The organism is Alteromonas sp. AWM4_230, from assembly GCF_056158305.1.
Window position 1 is genome coordinate 3240448 of sequence record NZ_JBSWTB010000001.1, and the last position, 22459, is coordinate 3262906.

General features: G+C 40.0%; 19 protein-coding genes. 8 read left to right on the plus strand and 11 right to left on the minus strand.

Annotated elements, in window-relative coordinates; genetic code table 11:
- The first annotated feature begins 176 nt into the window (after positions 1–176).
- The 3 genes from ACXACS_RS13915 (at position 177) to ACXACS_RS13925 (ending at position 5802) form a co-directional block, all read left to right on the plus strand.
- Positions 177–2648 carry a right-handed parallel beta-helix repeat-containing protein gene (locus ACXACS_RS13915; protein ID WP_474807416.1) on the plus strand — a complete coding sequence of 824 codons (2472 nt, stop codon included), beginning with the start codon at positions 177–179 and terminating at the stop codon, positions 2646–2648.
- A gap of 494 nt (positions 2649–3142) precedes the next feature.
- On the plus strand, positions 3143–4567 hold the full coding sequence (locus ACXACS_RS13920; protein WP_474807418.1) for an oligosaccharide flippase family protein: 1425 nt from the start codon (positions 3143–3145) through the stop codon (positions 4565–4567).
- A gap of 5 nt (positions 4568–4572) precedes the next feature.
- Positions 4573–5802 carry a glycosyltransferase gene (locus ACXACS_RS13925; RefSeq protein ID WP_474807420.1) on the plus strand — a complete coding sequence of 410 codons (1230 nt, stop codon included), beginning with the start codon at positions 4573–4575 and terminating at the stop codon, positions 5800–5802.
- Between the two features lie 235 nt (positions 5803–6037).
- On the opposite strand, the gene ACXACS_RS13930 is transcribed toward ACXACS_RS13925, so the two are convergent.
- From ACXACS_RS13930 to ACXACS_RS13960, 7 genes are all read right to left on the minus strand, one after another.
- Positions 6038–6457 carry a hypothetical protein gene (locus ACXACS_RS13930; protein WP_474807421.1) on the minus strand — a complete coding sequence of 140 codons (420 nt, stop codon included), beginning with the start codon at positions 6455–6457 and terminating at the stop codon, positions 6038–6040.
- Positions 6441–6677, minus strand: coding sequence for a hypothetical protein (locus tag ACXACS_RS13935; RefSeq protein WP_474807423.1), 237 nt, complete (start codon positions 6675–6677; stop codon positions 6441–6443). The genes ACXACS_RS13930 and ACXACS_RS13935 overlap by 17 nt, the downstream gene beginning before the upstream one ends.
- Before the next feature lie 137 nt (positions 6678–6814).
- Positions 6815–8050: a colanic acid biosynthesis pyruvyl transferase WcaK gene (wcaK, locus tag ACXACS_RS13940; RefSeq protein WP_474807424.1), complete on the minus strand. Its 1236-nt coding sequence runs from the start codon at positions 8048–8050 to the stop codon at positions 6815–6817.
- A gap of 60 nt (positions 8051–8110) precedes the next feature.
- Positions 8111–9013, minus strand: a complete 903-nt coding sequence (locus tag ACXACS_RS13945; protein WP_474807426.1) for a glycosyltransferase family 2 protein — start codon at positions 9011–9013, stop codon at positions 8111–8113.
- A 79-nt stretch (positions 9014–9092) separates the two neighbouring features.
- A complete protein-coding gene (locus ACXACS_RS13950; protein ID WP_474807428.1) occupies positions 9093–10193 on the minus strand; it encodes a glycosyltransferase family 4 protein in 1101 nt (366 codons plus the stop codon).
- Positions 10194–10197: 4 nt separating this feature from the next.
- Positions 10198–11520 (minus strand): O-antigen ligase family protein, encoded by a 1323-nt coding sequence (locus ACXACS_RS13955; protein WP_474807429.1) that lies wholly within the window; start codon positions 11518–11520, stop codon positions 10198–10200.
- Between the two features lie 2 nt (positions 11521–11522).
- Positions 11523–12662 carry a glycosyltransferase gene (locus tag ACXACS_RS13960; RefSeq protein WP_474807431.1) on the minus strand — a complete coding sequence of 380 codons (1140 nt, stop codon included), beginning with the start codon at positions 12660–12662 and terminating at the stop codon, positions 11523–11525.
- A 297-nt stretch (positions 12663–12959) separates the two neighbouring features.
- Here ACXACS_RS13960 and ACXACS_RS13965 point away from each other — a divergent pair, with 297 nt between their 5' ends.
- From ACXACS_RS13965 to ACXACS_RS13985, 5 genes are all read left to right on the plus strand, one after another.
- Positions 12960–13688 (plus strand): transglutaminase-like cysteine peptidase, encoded by a 729-nt coding sequence (locus ACXACS_RS13965; protein ID WP_474807433.1) that lies wholly within the window; start codon positions 12960–12962, stop codon positions 13686–13688.
- The gene (locus ACXACS_RS13970) at positions 13688–15625 is read left to right on the plus strand and encodes a bifunctional diguanylate cyclase/phosphodiesterase (RefSeq protein WP_474807435.1); all 1938 of its coding nucleotides are present in this window, start codon (positions 13688–13690) and stop codon (positions 15623–15625) included. Before ACXACS_RS13965 ends, ACXACS_RS13970 begins: the two co-directional genes overlap by 1 nt.
- A 132-nt stretch (positions 15626–15757) precedes the next feature.
- On the plus strand, positions 15758–16327 hold the full coding sequence (locus ACXACS_RS13975) for a hypothetical protein (RefSeq protein ID WP_474807437.1): 570 nt from the start codon (positions 15758–15760) through the stop codon (positions 16325–16327).
- A gap of 44 nt (positions 16328–16371) precedes the next feature.
- Complete coding sequence (locus ACXACS_RS13980; RefSeq protein WP_474809281.1) at positions 16372–17778, plus strand: O-antigen ligase family protein; 1407 nt, start codon at positions 16372–16374, stop codon at positions 17776–17778.
- 33 nt (positions 17779–17811) lie between these two features.
- On the plus strand, positions 17812–18225 hold the full coding sequence (locus tag ACXACS_RS13985; protein ID WP_474807439.1) for a 3-phosphoshikimate 1-carboxyvinyltransferase: 414 nt from the start codon (positions 17812–17814) through the stop codon (positions 18223–18225).
- Here ACXACS_RS13985 and ACXACS_RS13990 read toward each other — a convergent pair.
- Genes ACXACS_RS13990 through ACXACS_RS14005 form a run of 4 tightly spaced genes read right to left on the minus strand, consistent with a single transcriptional unit; the run spans position 18222 to position 22445 of the window.
- Positions 18222–18977: a VpsP family polysaccharide biosynthesis protein gene (locus ACXACS_RS13990; protein WP_474807441.1), complete on the minus strand. Its 756-nt coding sequence runs from the start codon at positions 18975–18977 to the stop codon at positions 18222–18224. The genes ACXACS_RS13985 and ACXACS_RS13990 overlap by 4 nt on opposite strands.
- Positions 18970–19707 (minus strand): tyrosine-protein phosphatase, encoded by a 738-nt coding sequence (locus tag ACXACS_RS13995; protein ID WP_474807442.1) that lies wholly within the window; start codon positions 19705–19707, stop codon positions 18970–18972. The genes ACXACS_RS13990 and ACXACS_RS13995 overlap by 8 nt, the downstream gene beginning before the upstream one ends.
- 9 nt (positions 19708–19716) lie before the next feature.
- The gene (locus tag ACXACS_RS14000) at positions 19717–21933 is read right to left on the minus strand and encodes a GumC family protein (protein ID WP_474807444.1); all 2217 of its coding nucleotides are present in this window, start codon (positions 21931–21933) and stop codon (positions 19717–19719) included.
- Between the two features lie 26 nt (positions 21934–21959).
- Positions 21960–22445, minus strand: a complete 486-nt coding sequence (locus ACXACS_RS14005) for a polysaccharide biosynthesis/export family protein (RefSeq protein ID WP_162889845.1) — start codon at positions 22443–22445, stop codon at positions 21960–21962.
- Positions 22446–22459 lie beyond the last annotated feature (14 nt).

A 22459-nucleotide genomic window follows, 5' to 3' on the forward strand; every position in this document is an offset into this window, starting at 1 on the left:
ATTCCGTTTTTTCAAAAATTTAAAAGAACCAGAATAAGGTGGGCTGTTTTATCAGCAGAAGCAAACTAAAATTGTAAAGATCCCAGCGACCGCCTTGCTACGTAACAACGTTAGCACTACCCTTTTAATACAGCCCTAGTTTTCCTTTCATGCTTTTCAATCTATAGGGATATATCATGCATTCTGCTAACTCAAAGCCATCTATTTTCCACTTCACTTTAATTGGTTTGCTGTCTTTTTTAATGCTTTCTTGTGCCACAGTGAACAAGAATGATAAAGATAATACAAAAGGCGGCCAACCCGGCGATATTTTGCATAACTATCTTAATGCGAATATTAGCGACAATAATACCGTAAACTCATTACTAGCTAATTACAAAGGCCCGAAAAGCCTATCAACCATTGTAGAGAAGTACGAAGTCGAGATAGCCCAGTTGCATAAGCAAAAAGTATTATCACGTAAGCCATCACTTAGTGAAGATGCAAAGAAAAGGCTGTTTGCCAATATAACCTCTAACCAAGTCTCTGCACTGTTCGCTTTATATCCTATTGATACAGCAAAGTGGATGAAAATAATTTCAACATACTCGGGTTTGAGCAAAAACGATATTTACGAATCGGCAATTACAGCGGGGTTAGACCCTTCAATTGTTTTTGCCGCGTCGGCTTCTGGCTTTGAAGATACTGCTACCCCGCTTATTAACTCGATAGGGTTAGTTATTTACGGCCAGGGTGAAGAAAGTACTGCCAGCGTCAAATTTAGAACCGAAGATGATACTTATTGGCGTGAAGGGTTGGACCTAGCATGGGAGCCAATTTACGGGTCGTTCGCCGGAAGCATAGTGTACCTAGAAGCAAACACTACGTATCATATAGAAGTCACCATTACGGATGTTTATGGCGATATCGTTGAACATTCCTTTCAAACAACAACAAAACCTAATACGCCCCCTATCGACCCGAATAAAATTTATTACCTTTCTGAAATTTACTCTGGCGGTCAACTGGATTTAGAAGCACTAAATATAGAAGGTAGTGCCGATGGCTATGCAAAAATTATAGGCGACGGCCCCGTTATTGAAGCTGGCAACGATGTACTAGCGGCTGTGAATATTGGTAACAACTCATACGTTATGCTAGAAAACCTGACCGTTAAGGGCGGGCAGCGTTACGGCATATTTGCAAAAAAAGCACATCATATATGGATTAAAGGCTGCAACGTATCTGAGTATGGTAGAGAAGCAGTGGATATTAGAAATGGTGTAGCCTATTCAAGTACGACTAATAATTCACCTATCAATTATGATTCCGGTATTTACCTAGAACGAAGTGGAATTGCCGTGATTGAAGAGTGTGAGGTCCATAGCCCTAACTTAGGTGCGAATAGCTGGGCAGTAGGTCACCCTAAAGGTGCAAATGCGCTACAAGTTTGGGCATACCACGACAGTGATGCCTACAGGGGCGAATTCATTGTTCGAAATAACCGCTTTTATGGAGCGCCTAATCATAGATTCAACGACGTTATTGAGGGCAGAAAGAACTTCGAAAGACGTGGTGGCTTCGTTAAGAACTCAGCTATTTATGGCAACTACCTAGCCTATGCGAATGATGACTTAATAGAAATAGATGGCGGCCAACAAAACGTGTTGGTGTACGACAACGAAATGGAACAAGGCTATGCTGGTATTAGCATAGCGCCAAATACGTTAGGCCCTAGCTATATATTTCACAACTACATACACAATTTAGGCGATGAAACAGGTAAAGAGTGGACTGCAATAAAAGCTGGCGGACTAATTTCTAAACCAGCAGGCAGAACCTTTGTTTTTGAAAATGTTATTGATGTAGAGCGTAACGGCATTGCTGCATCAAAAGTGAATAATGACTCAACATTTTGGGTTACCACACAAAATAATATTATATTAACTCAGAATACTGGCTATTCAGTTGGCTACTGTATTTTTGATAAGGAAAAGTATTTAGGCAGTACAAGCACTAACGACCTTTGTTTTAACGAGAACTCTGGTGACGCAAGATACGAATTCAATTTAGATAATGTTATTGAACACCCCTACTCCGATGATTTTTCTTACATAGAGTCACTGCAAAGCTCGTCTGAACCTACTCTATATGTACCAGAAGAATTTAAAATTCCTAACTTTTCTACGGAGGTAGCGTTACAAGCAGTTGTAGAGCAGCCGCCAACAGTGTGGGAATTCAAAGCGAGCGAGATTGAGTACAGCGGATTTCCTAAACAGTACCGCTACGGAGCTACTACGATTTCTGATAACGATACCGTTACCTTAACTGGTAACAACTGGCAGATGTTCCCTATTAGCTACACATTAACTGAGGACTCTGTATTGGAACTAGAGCTTGAAGTAGAAGGTAACCCAGAGGTCGTTGGCATTGGTTTTGAGACAGATACTAAGTTAAATAGCTCTAAAGTCGTTAAATTTTATGGAAAACAAGCTTGGGGAATTAGAGGTGAAGACTCCTTTGCACCTAAATCTAGCGCTATAACTTTTCCTATTGGGCAATATGTGAAAGGTAGAGTGAACTATTTGATACTAGTACTAGATAACGATGATATTGAAAGCTGGCGCAATAGAGATAAAGCAGCTTTTAAAGCGATAAAAATTAAATAAAAGGAAACTGCGATTGGCATTACAAAGTGAATTTTCTAATCTTTAATTATGCCTTATATAGCTCTTAGGTAACATGAAAGATTACCAGTAACCCCCCTCTCGCTCAATAGTTTGGCTATCGTTAAAGCGCGGGCTAATTGTTAACCGGTGACTCAACACCTTTACCAAGACTGTAAAAGAGAGGCATTTCTATTTAACTAGAAAAACTTCTTACAGAAACTGTACTTTCGTAAGCACTTTACTCCTTCCATTTTTGCGAATAATTTGTCACCTTGTATTCAATAATTGATGTTATTATTCCTGAGAGCTAGTAATTTTAATAATAGTAGAATATTCATTGAACATTATTCTTATTTAAGCACGCTTATACCACACAAAATTCAAGGTACGTTTATTGCTAACTGTTTGGCAACCGGGAAATTTTTAAGCTAGCAGTGATACAGTTTTATAACAACTCAATTTAAAAAGAAGTACATGAAAGGATTTAAAATTTTATGAGCAGGATAGTTAACGCTACTAAATGGACTACCGTTGCAACGATAGTAACTATACTGTTAACAATATTACAAATATCAATTTTAACCCGTTATATCGAGCCTTCTACATATGGATATTTCGCTATTGTCAATTTAGCAATCGAAGTATTCACAGCTATGGCCCTTGGCGGCATATCCTCATTTGTAATATATAAAAAAGAAATAAGTCAACGTGGCACTAATACCATCTTTCTGATGGTTGCATGTAGTGGCATTGCAGCATTTCTATTTTTTTATTTTGTAGGCCCAATGCTTACCTCATTACTTGGCTACCCTATCCTCGAAGGGCCAATGCAGTTAGCTGCAATTCTACTTCCACTTTCAGCACTATCATCACAATACCAAGCTATTGGACTCAAGCAATTTTCACACGATAAGGTTGCAAAGATTGAAATAACAGCCAAAACTCTATCTTTTTTAATCGCTATCAATACCACCGAGCTAGAAATTTTCTGCTTACTCGTATCGTATATTAGTTATTATATATTTAGGCTTATTGGCTTGATTATCGTTTTCAGTAAAGTCGTGAATTTTAGCCCCTCTTTTGAAAGGGCAATTATAAAAGAAGCATTTAACTACGGAGCTTTTGAATTTGGAACGCAAACCTTAAATATCGTCAGACGTCAACTAGACGTCCTCATATTGTCACTTACATTGAGCGCGAACGATCTTGGGATTTATCATGTCATCAAGCAATTGGCCAGTCGACCAGCTATGGCAGTACAACCAATAGTAAACAAGGTAGCGCTACCAACTTTTGCAGGACTACAGTCTAATGCAAACCGCTTAAGAGAGACCTACTTGGATTTCATGGGCGCCCAATCATTTGTATTGGCATTTTTCTATGTTCCAATCATTCTCTTTTCAGACCTAGTAGCTTCATTATTATTGGGTGATGAGTATGCCTCCCAATACATAGTACTATCCTTATTAGGGGCTTTTTGGTTTATTCGAGTAGGTTCTAGTAACTTGATAGGTCCAATCGTTCTCTCTTCCGGAAAAACTAAGGCAAACTTTTACTGGAATCTTGGTATCATGATCCCGAATATTGCGGTTATATACTGCTCTTCTTATTTCGGTGTCATTCATCTTGCTGTAGCGCTGATAATATTCCAGCTACTAGTCATACCTACTGCTAACAAGTTGGTTGTCGGACAGGTTCTGAGCATTCCGCTGGCTAAAATTGCGCTTAGTTTGGCAATTCCGTTTTTACTGTTGCTGATTCCATTAATATTACTAAAAGTGCTTTTTTTAAACGTAACTATAGATACCTTTCTTATAGGGGAAAGCATCGTAGGCTTAGTAACGCTCTTAGTATCATTCCTATGCTTCAAATACATTTCATTTATTAGAGATGGCCTTCTTCGATTAAAAAAAGGATAGTTTCGTTGAAAAAAGTTATATTCTTCGTCAAAAAGTTTCCGATTCTTTCGCAGACTTTTGTAATAGATCAAGTAAACTCACTTATCGATAATGGGTTCGACGTTCAGATAGTTTCGTTCTATAAAGAAAAAGAAACTGTTCACTTAGCATCGCTAGAACGAAACAACCTTTTAGGTAGGACGCACTTTATTAGCCCACAGGGTGCGCAATCAGTGAAGAAACCCTTTAAACTGTTATTCATAGCAAAATTTCTAATTTTGTCTCGAACTTATGAAAATAAATTAGCGCCATGTGCTGATTTAGTAGTTCATCTTATGAAAAACAACAAAATAACCTTAGCTTATGAAATCGCAATTACTTCCTGGAAAAACAAGTCAGTAAATTTTAGTGCTGACAGCATTATCGCTCACTTCGGAAATAACGGTGTAGTCGCTAAGGCAATGAAAAACGCGGGCATCTTATCTGGCCATCTAAATACAGTTTTTCATGGTTACGAGATTAGTGAGTATGAAAATATAGAACTGTGGAAAGATAAATACGTCGACCTCGCAAAAGATAGTACTTTACTACCAATAAGCAATTTTTGGAAACAGCGCTTAGAGCAATGGGGAGCTAACAGCGAATCGATAAAAGTTTTGCGAATGGGTGTAAATGTTGACAAGTTATCACTGAAATATAAGCCTGTGAGCAAACCTATTCGAATAATTAGTGTAGCAAGAGCAACAGAGAAGAAAGGGCTTAAGTATGCTATTTCAGCAATGCACTATTTATCTAACGATTTCCATTTGGACATAATAGGTGGTGGCGCGTTACATGATGAGCTTGTAACACTGAGTAAAACGATTTCAGTAGATCATCGTATAACCTTTCATGGCGCACAATCGCCAGATTACGTCCAAAAAAGCCTTGAAAAATCAGATATATTTTTGTTGCCATCGATAGTTGATAGCAAGGGAGACATGGAAGGAATCCCGGTAGCTTTGATGGAAGCTATGGCTTCCGGCTTAGTAGTTGTTAGTACTTATCACAGTGGTATCCCTGAACTAATCGAAAATGGCGTAAGCGGATTTCTAGTCCCAGAGCATGACCCTGAAGCCATTGCAATAGCTATAAAAAACGTTGCTAACAGTGATGATCTAAACGATGTTGTAAAGGAAGCTAGAAAGAAGGTTGAAAACGAATTTAACTCTTTAAAGCTGGGTAAAGAGCTAAGTACACTGCTTAATAAACAGTAGACTACTCGCTACACTATTTGACGAATGTAGTTGCACTACTTTACTAACCTAACAGTTTGAAACAAGGAAAAGCAAACTAGCTCATGTTTGAAAAAGCATTATTAGCGTTAAAGGCCAAATGTCATTGTGCTTTTGTACGCAATGCCATTTAAAATTATCCCGTCAAGGCGGACAGAGCGATTGACACAAACAAAAAAAGCCGCTCAATAAGCGGCTTTTTCATATCGAAGTTGGTTTACTTTTTGATTTTACGTCTCAGCGCACCAACTAGCAAGATAGCTAGACCAGCAAAACCAATATGACTTGGTTCAGCTACTTGAGTAACTGAAGAAGATTGGCAAACTAAGATATTGTCACAAATTTCAACATTGGTGAATGAAGCAACAGAACCCGACCAATTTTCATCATTATCAAGAATAAAAACTATACGGTCGAATGAACCAGTAATATATTGTCCGATTTCAATTGAAAAGTTAACAACGCCATCGCCACTTTCATAATCAGAAAACGCATTAGCACTTGCGATATCAAGAGCTTGAGTACCACCGACAAAAGCAAAGTCAGACATTTCGTCATATACGTAACTATCGTTGTTGTCGAATGCGATTCCATACAACTCGGCGTTCAAACCTGTACCTTCAAATGTGAAGTTCAAGAATCGAAGTGCTTGTAAGAGTGCTGCTAGCAAGAATATCAACCCAAAGGTTACCTGCTAATGTTAATGTGCTTCCGCCATCCTCGATAGTAGCTGTACCCGCTTTAAATTGGTTACCATACTCTGTAGGCGTATAATTGTTAAAATCAATAAAAGCAGCATTTGCGCTACTTGCTAAAAACAACGTCGCGATACACGCAATTTTAGAAATAAACTTCATTTTAAATCCTTTGACAAAACTAAAAGGTAAAACCACTAACTAGTTAAAAGCAAAACATGTGCCATTAAAAATAAATAAAAATTACAATAACTTACAGAGGCACCTTGTATTAGTGTAAAAATTCTTGACAAAAAGTTCTAATTTAATGAGTGAGCGATCATGCCACGGGCTCTTTCGCGTTCTGATTCCACAGCAACACGTACCTTTTCACTAACTAAAGCGATATCAGATAATACACTGAATACTTTTTGCTCTAATGTTTTGTCTATTAATTCTACTAAGGGAACCCCGAAGTCACTTAACCCAAGTTGATTCATTATGCCTTCAGACTTGTGCTCGTAATTTAAAGCGAATGCGGGTGTACCAAAGTTCATAGAAATTATGGCGCTGTGGAGCCTAGTTCCGATTGTCAGCTCGCATTTACTAAGAAGATTGCCTAACTCCACATCATTCAACTCGTCCATAACAACTTTGAATTTGTCAGTATTTTTTATAAGCTTGCTTACTCTAAAAGCTACCATTCTATCGTCTTTTTGGTAACCCTCTATTCCAGTGCAAGTAGAGCACGCTAGTACATTTACACCCTTATCAATAAGACTATTACACAACTTACCAAAAGCAGCTTCATATTCTTCTTGAGTTATACCCAGCCTTTTATCAAATGGTTTAAGCTCTCTTAATGTGATAGCTACTGTTTTTCCACTAGCCACAAACTCGTCTAAAGTTTGATTTTCTAATACAATTTTATTACGACCAACTAACCACGCAGTGTCTGCTCCTTCAAAAAAACCTTCAGGCAGAGGCATTTTCTCTTCAAGAAGCCCTTTACTTACTGGCTCACGCAGTCCAAGTATCTTAGCTTTTGAAAAAACAAGTTCTGCAGCTTCGCAAAATAACTCATTTTCAAAAGGTCCTACTGAATGGCCAAGCATTAACAATGGACGTTTGGCTGCTATTGCGCAAAATGCGTGATAAAACTGACCTAGGCCATACAAATCAACAAAGAAAGAGCCGCCAACTTGAATTATATAGTCATATTTCGCCAGTGAAGTTATATAGTCTTTAAATTCAACAGGTAGGTTTTTGTCAGCTTCGCCCTCTTTAGCTGAAGACAGAAGCTGCTGAAAGAGTTTGTTTTTAAAAAGTCTATTCTTAATCTTTCCTTTTAAACCGCCTGAATAACTTTTGTATCTATATAACCAATCATTTGCGAACTTTTTGCCTAATAGTATTTCTGAACTGATAGGAAACCGCGAGATAAGATCAATATCAGTATTCTTATCATGCCTTTCAAGCTCTTCTATTAAACCGCGAAGTATCGCCCCATCACCTCTATTGCCACACGAGTGATTGCCTATTATTAAAACTTTCATTATTTAGTTGTTCCGTTAAAACTTAAGATTTGAAAATTGTGGTCAGATTAAATACTAAAACTAACTTCTATTAGCCTCTTTACCCAAAAAAAGACGAAAGAACTCAACATTACTAGTTATCCAGATTTTGAACAGTAGATAAATTAGGCCTGCTTTCCTACTGAGGGTTAGGTTAGAATAGAATAAGACGCTCTTTCCACGCCCAAGAAACATTTTTAAAAGTCTAATTAAAAAAGACACTCTGTCTACAGTTGTCGAGCGTTTTAACTTTGTCTCCCAGTTTCCACCTATAATTCTTTTACGTTTGACAATCAATTCATGGACATTTCTAGATGGGTGATTGACTGATGCTTCAGGGTTAAATATTACTGCTCCCCCCTTAGTTACAGCGCGCTGACTTATTTCTACATCTCCCCCAGACTTTAATTTAGAATTGAATACACCCACGGAATCGAAAAATTTCTTATAACAAAAGAAGTTTGCTGTAATACACTTGCCATTTTTAGCATTTTCTTCTTGTTTCATTGAGAAAGTATTTTCAAAATCAATAGCGCTTTGTTCAGTAAATTTTTCGTTCTCTTTAAAAAAATTGACCTCACCAGCTATTATTGTTGTTACCCCTTCCCCTTTAATCTTCGTAAGATTCGCGTCTATCCAGTTTTTCGAAACAATACAATCCGAATCAGTAAAAGCAGTAAAGTCGCCGTTACACACCGATAAGCCTTGGTTACGGGCCGCATAAGAACCTGGAACTTCGCAGCTTTCCACCACCAAGTCTTTATACTTAGTTTTAAGTTCACTTTCGATAATAGCCAGGGTGTTATCTGAAGAGCCGTTATCTACTACTATGACCTCTAAAGAGTAATTTATCTGAGACTGTTCATATACCGAATTCACACAATCTATAATGCGCTTTTCGTCGTTGTAAACTGGTATAATTACGCTAACTAATGGTTTTTCCACTTTCTTCCCTCTGGATCCCCCGGTTCTTAGTAGCAGAATGCTGTCGCATCCGCCTACATCATTACCATGAACCTATTCTTTATCTTTTTGCAATTCTTCTTACAATAGAGGTAGTTGTTTCGGCGATGTTTCCCCAATCAAATCGAGATAAGAAACTTTGCTGGTCTAGTTTTAAATCTAAACTTGCTAGTTTATTAAGTTTAGTCGACAGCTCTTCAATATCTCCGACACGAAAATAGCTATCGCTTTTAGCCTCTATATCTTTATTAGGGAATATGTCGCTCAGTAATACTGGCGTTCCTGCGCTAATTGCCTCTAATGCTACGATAGGAAGTCCCTCATGATATGAAGGTAAAACAAATATTTTTGCGTATTTAAACAAGGCATGTAATTCATTTCCGCTTCGACGGCCTGCGAATATCACTTTTTCAGCTCTATTGTTTAATAACGTTGATGCATATTCATCGACGTGATCAGCATCACCAACAATTACTAAAGGTTCCGCTATTCCTGATTTTTTGTAAGCTTGTACAAGATCATGAAACCCTTTTTCAGGCACTAATCTACCCACTGCGAGTAAATAGTTATGCGGTTGCAACCCAAGATCTTTAGGAAGAAAAGAGTCTGAAACATCCTCGGCAAACTTCGGTAGCATACCGTTAGGTACGTATTGAAGTTTATCTGAGTCATTTGGGAAACGTATTTTCAATTGCTCTGTTAAGGTCTTCCCTACGACTAAAACAGCATTGCCATAATTTATACCCATTTTTTCGCCAAACTTTAGTACCTTTTTAGCGAATGGACTCCACTTTTGCCTGTCGTAGTCTGCGCCATGGTGAGTAACCATAACCTTCATACCAAGTAATCGTGCTAATGGCGTGAATAGTGCGGGTCCTATGGCATGCAAATGCACAATATCTGGTTTTACAAAAAGTCTGGCATAAATAATAGCGATAAAAGTATGTAAGAAGGTTTCTAGCAATTTGTGCCTTAGCGCCCAAACACTAATAACTTCTACACCTTCATATTCATATCGCTTCTGACTTACATAAGGCGAGCGCGCTAAAACCGTAACCTCCGCTCCTTGCCTTACCATTTTAGGGTAAAGCTGTTGGCAATGAGACTCTATCCCTCCCATAACATCTGGGATACCGCGTAGACCTATTGCGCATATCTTCATAAAACTAATCCGTTGTAGTTAATGTTGCTAATTGGTTTCTAAAACTATACCGCGCTTTGGCAGGGGCAGTATTACCTAAAGAAACGCCTATCAAAATTGCGAAGAATATTAGCCCTTCTATATTCCATAGTGGCATTGTTGCTAAATTCATTGTTAGAAAGCCTATCAAAGAGAGTGGCAAGATTTTTGACAAGCGTTTGTCTTTTACACCAGCGGTAATAATCAAAGAATACGAGCATAGGAATAGAAAAGAGAACAGCCCTATGTATCCGTATTCATAAAAGTAAGAAACATACGTGTTATGTGCATAATGCTTAAAAACGCCGTTCCACGCCTCTGGTCCATAACCAACTAATTGTTGAAGCAAGTCTGAATTTGTTAGCGCATCTATATATTGGCTCCACAAATATACTCTTGAAGACATAATGTCTTTCTCAGCTTCAGTAAAATAGGCAGGCGCTTTAAATATTAGGTCTAAGTTCGACGCTAACATTCCGACGTCGGCAAACCTTTCCCTCATCGTAAAAGAAAGTGCCACGAAAACAAAAATAAGGAACATTGAAACCACTGTTAAAACAGGGGCTTTTTGGGAAGGCTTCAAACGTTGCTCTACCAACGAGTAATAGAATATTGCAGCAATGGGTAAAATTGTTAACACTGCAGTTCTGTAATTAACGAGTATAAGAAGAAAGACCGCTATTGTAAAAAGTGTAGTTCGAAACCTTATTGCATGTCTTTTTGTTAACCCTAGAACAAAGATGAAGCTAACTATTATCATAGAAAAAGCTGCTTCGTGATTGTATCCGCCAATATAGCTTGCCGAGCCATCGTTCTCTGTAGCTTTCACCTCTCCAAGCACTATAGACAGGACTTGCATTGCTACAGGCATAAAAAAGCACACCAATAGCTTTTTAAAGGTAACACTGTGACCTTGAGCCCTTACTGATAAAAATATAGCTCCAGTTAACACCAAGAAATAGCACCATTTAACTAATACATTTATAGTGCCTGGAATCAACATGTTAACAAAGCCACTTATTGCAATGGCAAGAAACAGAAAGTAGAAAGGAAGTAGTTTACGTAAGGTAAATACTGCAAACGGTAAGAAGAAAAGCCCAAGCCCTGCAACCGAAATACTTGAAAGCGCATTTATTGAAAAACCCGCTACCAAAGAAGGGTAAGTAATAGTATGAAACGCTGACAAAAAGAATCGCAGCCATATAGCGCAAATAGCAAACGCTAAATATTTATTGCAGTTCCCCGTTATGGTTCGATACACCATAATGAAGCTTATTAGGCCAACAACTACCTTTAACCCTTCGAACATGTTTATTTACAAACCTTTTCAATAATGGCTATGACTTTTTCTTGAAAGGCATTGTAAGAAAATTGCTGTGCACAGCTTTTACTCTTAGCAGCGTAAGATACCCGAGCGGTTTCATCACTGAATGAGCTTAACGCACTTGCAACACCTTCAGCGTTATTTAACTCACACAGAATACCGTTTTTTTCATCACTAGCGCCAGTTACTCTGTAAGGATATTGGTCGGCAATAATTTCCGCAGGGCCCGACTCACAGTTTGTTGCTATTACCGCTTTTTCTAAGCACATAGCTTCAACTATGGCGTTAGGGAACCCTTCAGCATTCGATGTACTTACAAAGTATTCAGCATGGCTTAAATAAGGGTATGGGTTTGCTTTAAAGCCAAGAAACTGAACCTTGCTATCAACTCCTAGTTCTTTAGCTTGCGCTTTAAGGTTCAATTCTTCATCGCCCACGCCCAAAATTACCAAGCTTTCTGCTATATTTGCTTTGGCGTAGGCGTTAAGTAGTAAAGAGAAGTTTTTATTCTTAACTAAGCGCCCTACTCCAATAATGTAAGGCTTAGTTGGTAGGTCAGACACACTTTCTGAGGCCTGGGCCTGAAGTTGGTCTATATCGTAAGGGTTATACAACACCGATACCTTGTCTCTTGATACTGAATAGTTATCGATAAGGTCGGCTTTTACGCCTTCGGATACAGCTACAACGCTGTCGGCTTTATTGTAAAGCAAACGGACTAATAAACGGCTTACACTATCCTTTAAGCCGCCAGAAAGGTGGCTTGTTGTATTAACCCGTTCGCTTATTATGGCTTTAAAGTTTAGCCGTTTCGCCAAGGTAACGTTTAAGAAGTTACTTCTTGTTAAAAAGCTAAAGCAATATTCTGGGTTTAGTTCTGCTAGAACGGGCTTAAGCTGCTGGTAGCCCGAAACTAAACTGCCCTGGGAATTAAGCACTATTTTATTAACGTACTCGGGGCAAACTTGAGATTCAGGCAAGTCGTCTAGCAGAATTAGATGTACAGGAATGTTTTTAGCAACGAAGTAAGATTGCATTATGGTTAACAGTTTAACCATTACTCGTTCAGCGCCACCGCCTTCAAGTGAATTGATGATAAACACCGCTGGACGCGCTGAGTACTCCATGAAAGTTCCTTTTCGTTGTAAATTTACTACAAAGCTGGGTAATGATACCAGAAGGTGTGCAAGTTCATAACCCACACCCTGTACTTATATGTTCAAGGCTCTATTTAAAGATAGCTTAAACATAAAATGTGCCAAAAAGATCAATATAGTACAAAAAAACTTTTCGGTATTTGAAATACCTTTCAAGTTCCTAATAAGTTTGCCATCATTGCTTTATTGGTAGGCAAGCTATGCTATCGCATAGTGGTGAAAGATTTTTTACACTTGCCTTAATCTATTGCATAAAGTACCCACGGTTTGCACCAAAAGAAACGTTTTTACTCTCCTTTTCTTACCCGTTTTACTGTGCGCAGCATGTTAACCGCTGTTCGCTCAGCCGTTGTTGTAGGTCTTGTCTTACTAGTGGTTACATCGCCTATTGCCCAACAAAAAACCGTTTTCACACCGCAAATTTATGACCGTATAGGCTCAATTTATGGAACTGAAGCTAGCGAAGACGTTGCTAAATGGCGACAATTGGTTGCTGAGTTACAAAGCGAAGACCTAGATGAAAAGCTTTACGAAATAAACCGCTTTTTCAATCGTTTTGATTTTGTAGACGACCTTGTTCACTGGCAGCAAAAAGACTATTGGGCAACGCCAATTGAGTTCATTTCTACCGGTGCTGGCGACTGTGAAGACTACACTATTGCCAAATACTTCTCTTTAATTGAACTTGGCGTTCCTGAACAACAGTTGCGATTAATGTATGTAACCGCCTTAGAATTACGCCAACCCCACATGGTTTTGGCGTATTATGAAACCCCAACCTCTATTCCACTTGTTTTGGATAATATAAATAGGCGTATATTGCCTGCTAATAAAAGAAGAGATTTGTCACCCATTTATAGCTTTAATGGTAACGGCTTGTGGGCCGCAAAAGCTATGGGAACGGGCCGCAAGCTGAGGGGAAGCGGCCCAATGAAGATGTGGGACGATATGGTAGAGCGGCTAGACCGCGTTATGTACGGAGATAAAGAAGAATAATGAGACTATCTACCCAACTAAGTACAAGCTTACTCGTTTTTTTGATACTGGTTTTTGCTGGCTCTTTCATAATAAACGTTAAGCTAACCAGAGAATATGTAAACGAGCAGCTTGCCACCCACGCGCAAGATACTGCGACTTCGTTAGGGCTATCTATTACCCCATATTTAAGTGAAGACAACGGTATTGCGGTAGCCGAAACCATGGTAAACGCTATTTTCGATAGAGGTTTTTACCAATACATAACCATTACCGACATGGAAGGCAATTTACTAATTGAAAGGCGTAACCCTAACACTATTGATACGGTGCCAGACTGGTTTACTAATATTGTGGAAGTTACACCACCGGTAGAGAAAACCGAATTAAATGATGGATGGACGATGGCCGGTGAACTTGCGGTTCAAAGTCACCCAGGGCTTGCCAATGAAACCTTGTGGGAAAGCGTTAAACAAAGTGCGTTTATGTTTTTCGCTGCCTTCGTTTTTGCCTATATTGCGCTGCTTTTTATTATTACTGCCATTACAAAACCCCTTCGTATTGTGGTAAACAAAATTGAGGATATTCAAAACCAAAAGTTCTCTCACATTAACTACAAACCTTTTACCAAAGAACTTTCTTTTATAACTCAGGCGGTAAACAGGCTTTCTTCGTCTGTTGAGGTAATGTTTAAAGAGTTAACCCAGAAGGCCGAGCAGTTCAGAATTCAAGCTTTTGAAGACAGTCTTACCGGTGTGCAGAATAGAAACGCATTTACCCGCCATATGAACGCGCTACTTAGTAAAACTGCCACCTCGGATGAAGGCTATGTAATTTTAATACGTCTTGCACAACTAAACGCTATTAACATGACGTTAGGTGCACAAGATGGCGATAACTATGTTACTGGTGTGGCTGAAGAGCTTAAAAACTTCTCATCTAGCATTCAAGAAACATCTTTTTTGTTTAGGGTATCGGGCGCTGATTTTGTTTTGGTTACAGAGGCTATGACAAAAAAAGAGTGCGAAGCGCACCTGCAGGCACTTAATACCACTTTGTCTCACTACAACCCGCTTAAAGATGGCAGTAAAGCGGTATGGATAGGTGCAGCGCAATTTAATGACCAACAATCTTTTTCTGAAATTATGGAAAATGCTGATAGCGCGCTTATGGCTGCCACAAAGCAACCCAACGGCTGGCAATTTGCTTCTGAGCTTTCTCATATTCACAGTAACACAGCGTGGAAAGAGCGTTTAAACCAAATTTTAAATCAGCAATACGCCGATATACTTATTCAGCCTGTAATGAACGTTGACCAAAACACGCCCGCTTATTTCGAGGCGTTTGCACGATTTAAAGACAAAGATACTGGCAACCCTATACCAATGTCTCAATTAATTCCGGCGTCAGAGCGCTTGAACTTAATTCCTAAGGTAGATAAGTTGGTGGTAAGCCTAGTGCTTAATAAGCTAGCAAAAGGTAAACGCAACGTAGCTATTAATATTGCGAACGCGTCGCTAGCCAATGCAACATTTAGACAGTGGCTATTAGGTTTACTGAACCAAAATGAAGCGCTGTGCACCTATTTGATCTTTGAATTAGAAGATTCGGCATTAATACACCATAAAAACGACGCAGTATCGTTTTGTAAGTCGTTGGTTAATTTAGGCTGCAAGATTACCATTGAGCATTTTGGAGACAATCTTGCATCATTAGTTGGGTTGAGGGCTATTCAGCCTCATTTTGTAAAAATTTCCGGCAAACTTACGAAAGATATTCACTCAGACAAAGACAGTCAGCTGTTTGTAAGTAGTTTATTGAGTATCGCTCGTGGGTTAAGTATTAACATTATTGCTGAACTTGTTGAGAATGAAGCGGAATGTGTCGCTTTATCAAAGTTAGATGTTTCATATCAGCAAGGTTTTTATTTTGCGAAACCTTCGCTGTGGCAGTACTAATACTCGCGTAAAATGAGCATAAATGAATAGATGTACAACAAAAGCGAGATCTTAGACGTTCACTTGTTGTACAATATGGTCATATGGCGTTAGCAAGAAGCTAACCCGACGTTTTTAATCTAAGGATAAGTTATGCGTAGCAACGTTTTTTTATCTGTGCTTTTAAGCGCTTTAATCGCTTTTTCGACAGTTTCTTTTGCACAAGAAGGTAGCGTACCTGGCCTACAAGTTAGAAACCTTTTGGTTACTGAAATTGAAGAAGGTGCCGCGGTTGAGCAAGCCGCTAGTGAAGTAAGCCAGACTGTACTTAGTGAAGGTATGTTTTTTGATTCTGCAGGTTTATCGTACCTAAGCGAGAACCAAGCTGCTTATCAATCGATGGTTGCTCTTCTGAATGACAATGCTACTGGGTTTGAAATTGCTATCGCAGGTTTTGGTGAATTGCCTGAACAACCTGCGCAAGTAGTAACTATCGCTATCCTGATGTTCCCAGAAGACGCTAACGAAATTTACAACATTGCCCTTCAGATGCAGGTTATCAGCGAAGAAGACGCATTATTAGCGGTTATTAATGCAGGTGTAGACCCTAGCACGTTAACGGCAACTGCTGCAGGCGCAGCTGGAAATACCTTCTCTCCGCTAGGTGTAGGTACGGGCGCTGCTGGTGCTGGCGGTGGCGATACCACTATTTCAGCGAACTAAAGCCCGTTATATTTAGATTCCGCGCTAGTACGTTGTAAGTGCTTATTTTTAATACCCAGAAAACCGAAAAGTTTCTTTTCGGTTTTCTTTTGTTTACCTTGTTCTGGCTGCCTTTATCACTAGGTGCCAATCGCCCGTGGGCATGGGCACTAATGCAAATGTCGGTTTTCCTTCTTGGCGGCATTTTATTACTCATTAACAACTCTTTACTTTCAAAGCTATACACACAATACAAACTGCTGGTAATTGTTTGGTTAGTATTCTTAACGTGGCAGCTTATCAATATAGTCCCTCTGCCCTTTTCTTTGATCGAAACCCTGCGCCCCGAACGCGTTAGTTTTTTACTAAATGAAAATATTCAGGGCATGAAAAGCATAAGTTCGCAATGGCTACCTCTTAGCTTCGATGTGGGCCAAAGCGACGTAATATTCTTTAAATCACTCGCCTATTGTTTCTTATTTTTTATAACGCTGACTTTGGTTAATACAGGCAAGCGACTTCGATATATATTGATAGTGATAAGTGCTGCAGGCGTGTTTCAGGCTATATATGGCTCGTTAGAAGTATTATCTGGTTTGCAGTATAGCTTGGTGTTCAAGTTACCTGTTTCGCATATCGCAACGGGAAGTTTTGTGTATAAGAACCACTACGCTAACTTTCTTTTGCTATGTTTAAGCGCTGCCATTGGCTATATGATCGCTAGTTTGCGTGTTCGAAGCGGTTCTAGCCCTAGAGAGCGATTACGTAGAATAGTGCGCTTTTGGTTAAGCAATAAAGTGCTGTTTCGTATTGGCATTATTATTATGGTTATTGCGTTAGTTATGTCTCGCTCTAGAATGGGTAACAGCGCCTTTTTCATAGCCATGACTATTACCGCCACACTAGGCTTAATTTACTTCAAACCCCGCCAAAAAAGCTATGTAGTGCTATTTATCAGTATGTTGGTAATCGACATTCTTATTGTTAGTAGCCTTTTTGGACTTAAGCAGGTTCAGCAACGTTTAGAGCAAACAAACTTAACTCAAGAAAGCAGAGATGAAGTTATTACTGATGCCCTGCCCCTTCTCTCCCAATATGGAATTATAGGTACAGGCGGAGGCACCTTTTATACGGTATACCCTCAGGTACAAAGTGAATCTATTCAGCACTTTTACGATCATGCTCACAATGAATACCTTCAGTTTGCTATTGAGTTTGGCATAGTAGGCGCAGCCATTATAGCCGTGCTTGTATTGCTGTGCGCGAAAAGAGCCTTAAGCGCAATACGACACCGAAGACATCCGCTGCCAAGGGGAACAGCCTTTGCAACTGTTATGGCAGTTATAGGGATGGCATTACACAGTACGGTAGACTTTCCTCTACAAGCGCCAGCAAATACCGCTATATTTATTATACTGTTAGCGCTAGGTGCGTTAAGCCGCGATATACCTATGGGAAGGCAAGATAAATAACCAGCATTGGTTTTATAACACAAGGGGATTTGTGTGGTATTAAAGATAAAGCGACCGATAAAAGAAGAGCCAAACGTTCAACACATGCTGGAACGTATGCCTAAAAATGTTGCCGATTCTTTCACTGACGACCAACTGTTTCACCTAAACACAGCCCTAGCCGGTAGGCGATGGGGTAGCCACAAAGTTGATGTAAGAGGCACTATAGGTTTACTGCGAAGCCGATATTACTTCGTTTTACTGGCAGGCCGAGATAAGCGCGACCTATCGCGTACCGAGAGCCGCATAGGTAAGCTAGTGATGGCAGCGGTTATTGCTTTATTCTTATGCGTATCTTTAGTGCTAGGCTTAGTGCTGCTGTATATATTAAAAAGTTGGCTGGGTATTAACCTTTTCGAAGGGTTTTCCTTAGGCCTCTGGGATTGGTTAAAGGGAAAGGATAGCTAATTGTAGGTTATGCAGTTAGGAATGCGTTTTCTAACTGGATAACTGGCGTCACGCAACCATCTACAAACGGTTTCATTCGCATTGTGCTTTTGTATTGCCTTTAAAACAAAATCTCTGCTTAGCGGGTTCTGAATGCCTAAATTTAAATGCTGCTTCAATTGCTCTTTAACTTTCACGTAGTGAATAGACCTTGCACTAAACATTTCTAAACCGAACTCCACAATAAACTTGTGCACTATGGCATCTTGTGGGCCGGCTTGCTTGGCGTTTTTTAGGTAGTGGTAAAATTCATTATCTAACTCACCCTTCTGTAGCTTTACAGAAGCCAAGCCAATCCAGCTGCCGCTCCAAGCAGGCCGTAATAACAGGCTTTTTTCATAGCTTAGTGCCGCATTGTTTAAGTTAGCCTTAGTGCTCTTTAAGCTTAATTCAGCATCGTTAGATTGTTTATTCCTCTTTTCAACAACGGCTTTCCACTCAAATAATTGCCCCTGTATTTGATAATAAAGAGCGTTATCGGGGAAGTAATCGATAGCGTTCCCTATTTTACCTAGGCCCCTGTCAATTCTGTTTATTGAAGCTTTTTCAGGGCTTAGTTGCCATCCTTCAATATCATTTTTCACGCTGTAATACGCGTTACCCGCAATGAAAAGCTGGAAGCTCCACAAGAAACAGAAACCGGCAAGCGCCACCATTACCCACTTCAGTATTAAGCTGTTATTTGTAAAGGTATTGAGTAAACGCTTAGTCATTGATAGGTTCATTTTTTTCGAACGACACTATCCCACCAGGCCGTGTTATAAAAACCTCTTGTGCAAATTCATCACTAAACTTTGTCACTAGGTCGAAAGCGGCGCTCATATCGTTAGGGCGGCGTATAAGGTCATGGGTGTCTGACGCTACAACATGAAATGCTTTGTTTCGCATCATAGCTAATGCAAAGTCTTCTACCTTTTCGCCAAAGCGGCCTGTTAACGCACCTGCGGTAACTTGAAACATACAGCCTTGTCGCTGCAGCCAATTAAATTTGTGCTGCTCGGCTAACAGCTCGCGATTGCGCTCTGGGTGTGCAATAAGTGGTTGTACGTTATTTTTCAAAAGCCATTTTATAAGCACTTCCAAGCCTTGCGGTATATGGCTATGTGGCATTTCTAGTAGCAGGATATGCTTGCCTTTGTATTCGCCTAAAAAAGGCAGTTCTTTTTGCTTGTACCAAATAGGAATTAGCTCGCTGACGCGCACTTCTGCGGCAAAAGAAAGAGAAAGGGGAATAGATGCGCGATTAACTTCTTTTTGAAACTCTAAGAAAGTTTGTTCGATAGACTGTAACGTATTGTCGAAGTAGCCTTTGTGTATATGTGGTGTGCAAACCATATGGCGAACACCGCCATCTACGGCTTGCTGCGCCATTTCCAAGGCGATGTCTAAAGACCTGGCACCATCATCGATGCCAGGTAATATGTGGCTATGTAAGTCTATCAATAAATGCTGTTAGCTGTTTTTATGACTGGTATACCCATATTGGTCATAAAACCCAGCGTACCTTTGTGCTGCTCCTGATTTGCGTAAGTCTACTTGATTTAGTACTACACCATCAAGGCGATGACCTACTTGTAAGAAGCGAGACAACCCATTATTAATAAGCTTTTCACTGGTACTATCGGCGCGTACAACGTAAATAACCGAGTCACAAGAGTTCGCAATCAACATAGAATCGCTTACCGCTTGAGTAGGTGCCGTATCAATTACAACGTACTTATACTGAGTTTTTAACAGCTCAATAAGCTCGTTGAAACCCTTATCAGACAAGAGTTCCTGCGGGTTAGAAGGTATAGTACCTGCAGATAAGATGTCGATATTAGATTCTTCATCTCTTACCAAGCACTCATCTAACGTATGAGACTTCAAGATAAGATTGGCAACGCCCGGCTGATAGTTCGGAATGTTAAATTGCTTACCCACACTAGGGCGACGTAAATCGGCATCGATTAGAATAGTTTTATCAAGCTGACCTAATGCGAACGCCAAGTTTATAGAAACCGTCGTTTTACCTTCTTTAGGTACACTTGAGGTTACCATTATGGCTTGTTGCTCTTTGTCTAAATTCAATAAAGATAAGCTAGTACGCAATGTACGAACAGACTCGGCAAACTGATGCTTTTTACCGTCGAAGAATGAACGAACGGGCAAGTCGGTCTTTTTCTTGTGTGGTAACCAAGGAATAAGGCCCAGCATGCGTTGACCAAGCTTGCGCTCAACATCTTCCACTGAACGTATACCACTGTTAAGCGTTTCCATCGCAATAGCTAAGAACACACCAAAACCCACGCTGAATACAAAAGCTGCGCCAATTAACAATTTCTTGTTTGGTTTTGAAGGCGCGTAATTTGGAAGCGCTTCATCCAATACTCTAGCGTTGGCAGATTCAAACCCACCTAGTTCGTCTGTTTCTTTTAAACGTGTGAAAAATGAATTATATAGCTGCTGGTTTATATCCACTTCACGCTGAAGGGCTTTGCGCTGATTATCCAAACCAGATAAGTCACGGAATTCGGCTTTTGCACGAGACACTTCTCGCTCTAGTTGGGCTACCCTATCTTCAGAAACTTCGTATTGCGTTGTAATGCTTCTAATTAGGTCGCGAATTTGGCCGCTTAATGTTTCTCTAATTGATGAGAGCTCGGCGTTTGCTGCAATCATACGCGGGTGTTTCGGGCCGTATACATTGCTAAGCTCACTTACTCGCGTCATCGCCTTAGCTTCATCGCGGCGAACGTCTCTGATAGTCGGGTGGTTCAGCACTTCAGGCAGGCGTGCAATGTCATCTAATGAAACATCATTACGCGTTTGCTTGTAAATAACCGCGTTTAGTTTAAGCGCCGTCTGTGCATCTAATAACTGCTTACTTAGTTGCTCTAGTTCTTCAGACGCTAACCCCACTACACCATCAATATTTACCACTTGGTTTTCTTCATAGAACTTCGCCAAGTTGCGTTCAGCCACATCTAGCTTTTGCTTCAACCCTTCTAAGCTTTCTGTAAGAAAAGACGTTGCTTTTGCAGTCATATCTAACTTAGCTTGAAGGTAGTTCTCGATGTACACATCAGTAACTGCGTTAGCTAGTTCAGCCGAAAGTTGCGGAGACTCGGTAGTAACTGTAACACGCATTACTTGCGTATTATCTACCATCTCTACTGACAATGCTTTCATTAATAGGGACGTAGCTTTACGTTTTTTAGCCGCTAAAATTTGCTCTTCGGTAAGCTCTTTTGGGTCTTCCTGAGGCAAAAACGGCAATGCTTCCAGCAAACTGGCTTTAAGCTGGTCGGCAATACCCGGTTCTTCTTTGGCTGGCATAAACTTTTCATTGTTCCATAATGACAAGCTTTCTACCGTACGCTCTGCAATTTGACGCGACTGCAATATTTCAAACTGAGTTTGCATGTAGTCTTTACGCTTGGTATCTAAGCCATAGACTTCTTCAATTGAAACAACATTTGCTTTGTCTGCTTCTACCAAAATAGTGGTGGTAGAGGTATACATAGGCGTCATGCGCATTACCAGAAGCGCCACGAGTAATGTGAAGGCAATTGCTAATGAAACAATACGAAATGCGTAACGCTTTATAATTCCTAAATAGTGAGCAATGTCGATGGTTTCATTTTCAAACACACCGGCGTTTAACTCTTCCCTGCTATTTACTGCCATTTTTATTCCTGAACGCTACGTATAATTTAGAAGAAACGCTGATTAATGGTGATTATGTCACCAGGCTGGATCATGTCACTAACCGTTACTGTGAACTCGTTAGTTCTGCCATCTTTTTCACGAATGATGGTAATTTTGTCGCGCGCTGCGCGTTCGGTATACCCGCCTGCCAACGCGGCCGCTTTATTTACTGACAACCCTGGTTGATAAGCATAGCCGCCAGGGCGCTTAACTTCACCATCAATAAAGAACGGACGATATTCTACAATGGCAACAGACACCGACGGGTTAACAAGGTAGTCTCCTAGTAAACCGTCGTAAATAAGCTGCTCTACTTGTGCAGCAGTTAAGCCTACAAGCTTTATTTCACCAAGAAATGGATAGTTGATAGTACCTACATCTGGCAGGCGAACTTCCATTGAAAGGTCTTCTTGCCCAAAAACGCTTATTTGAATTCTATCGCCAGAACCCAACTGATATTGGCTCATACTTAAATTGCCCTCTTGGGCCATTACTTGTAACGAGC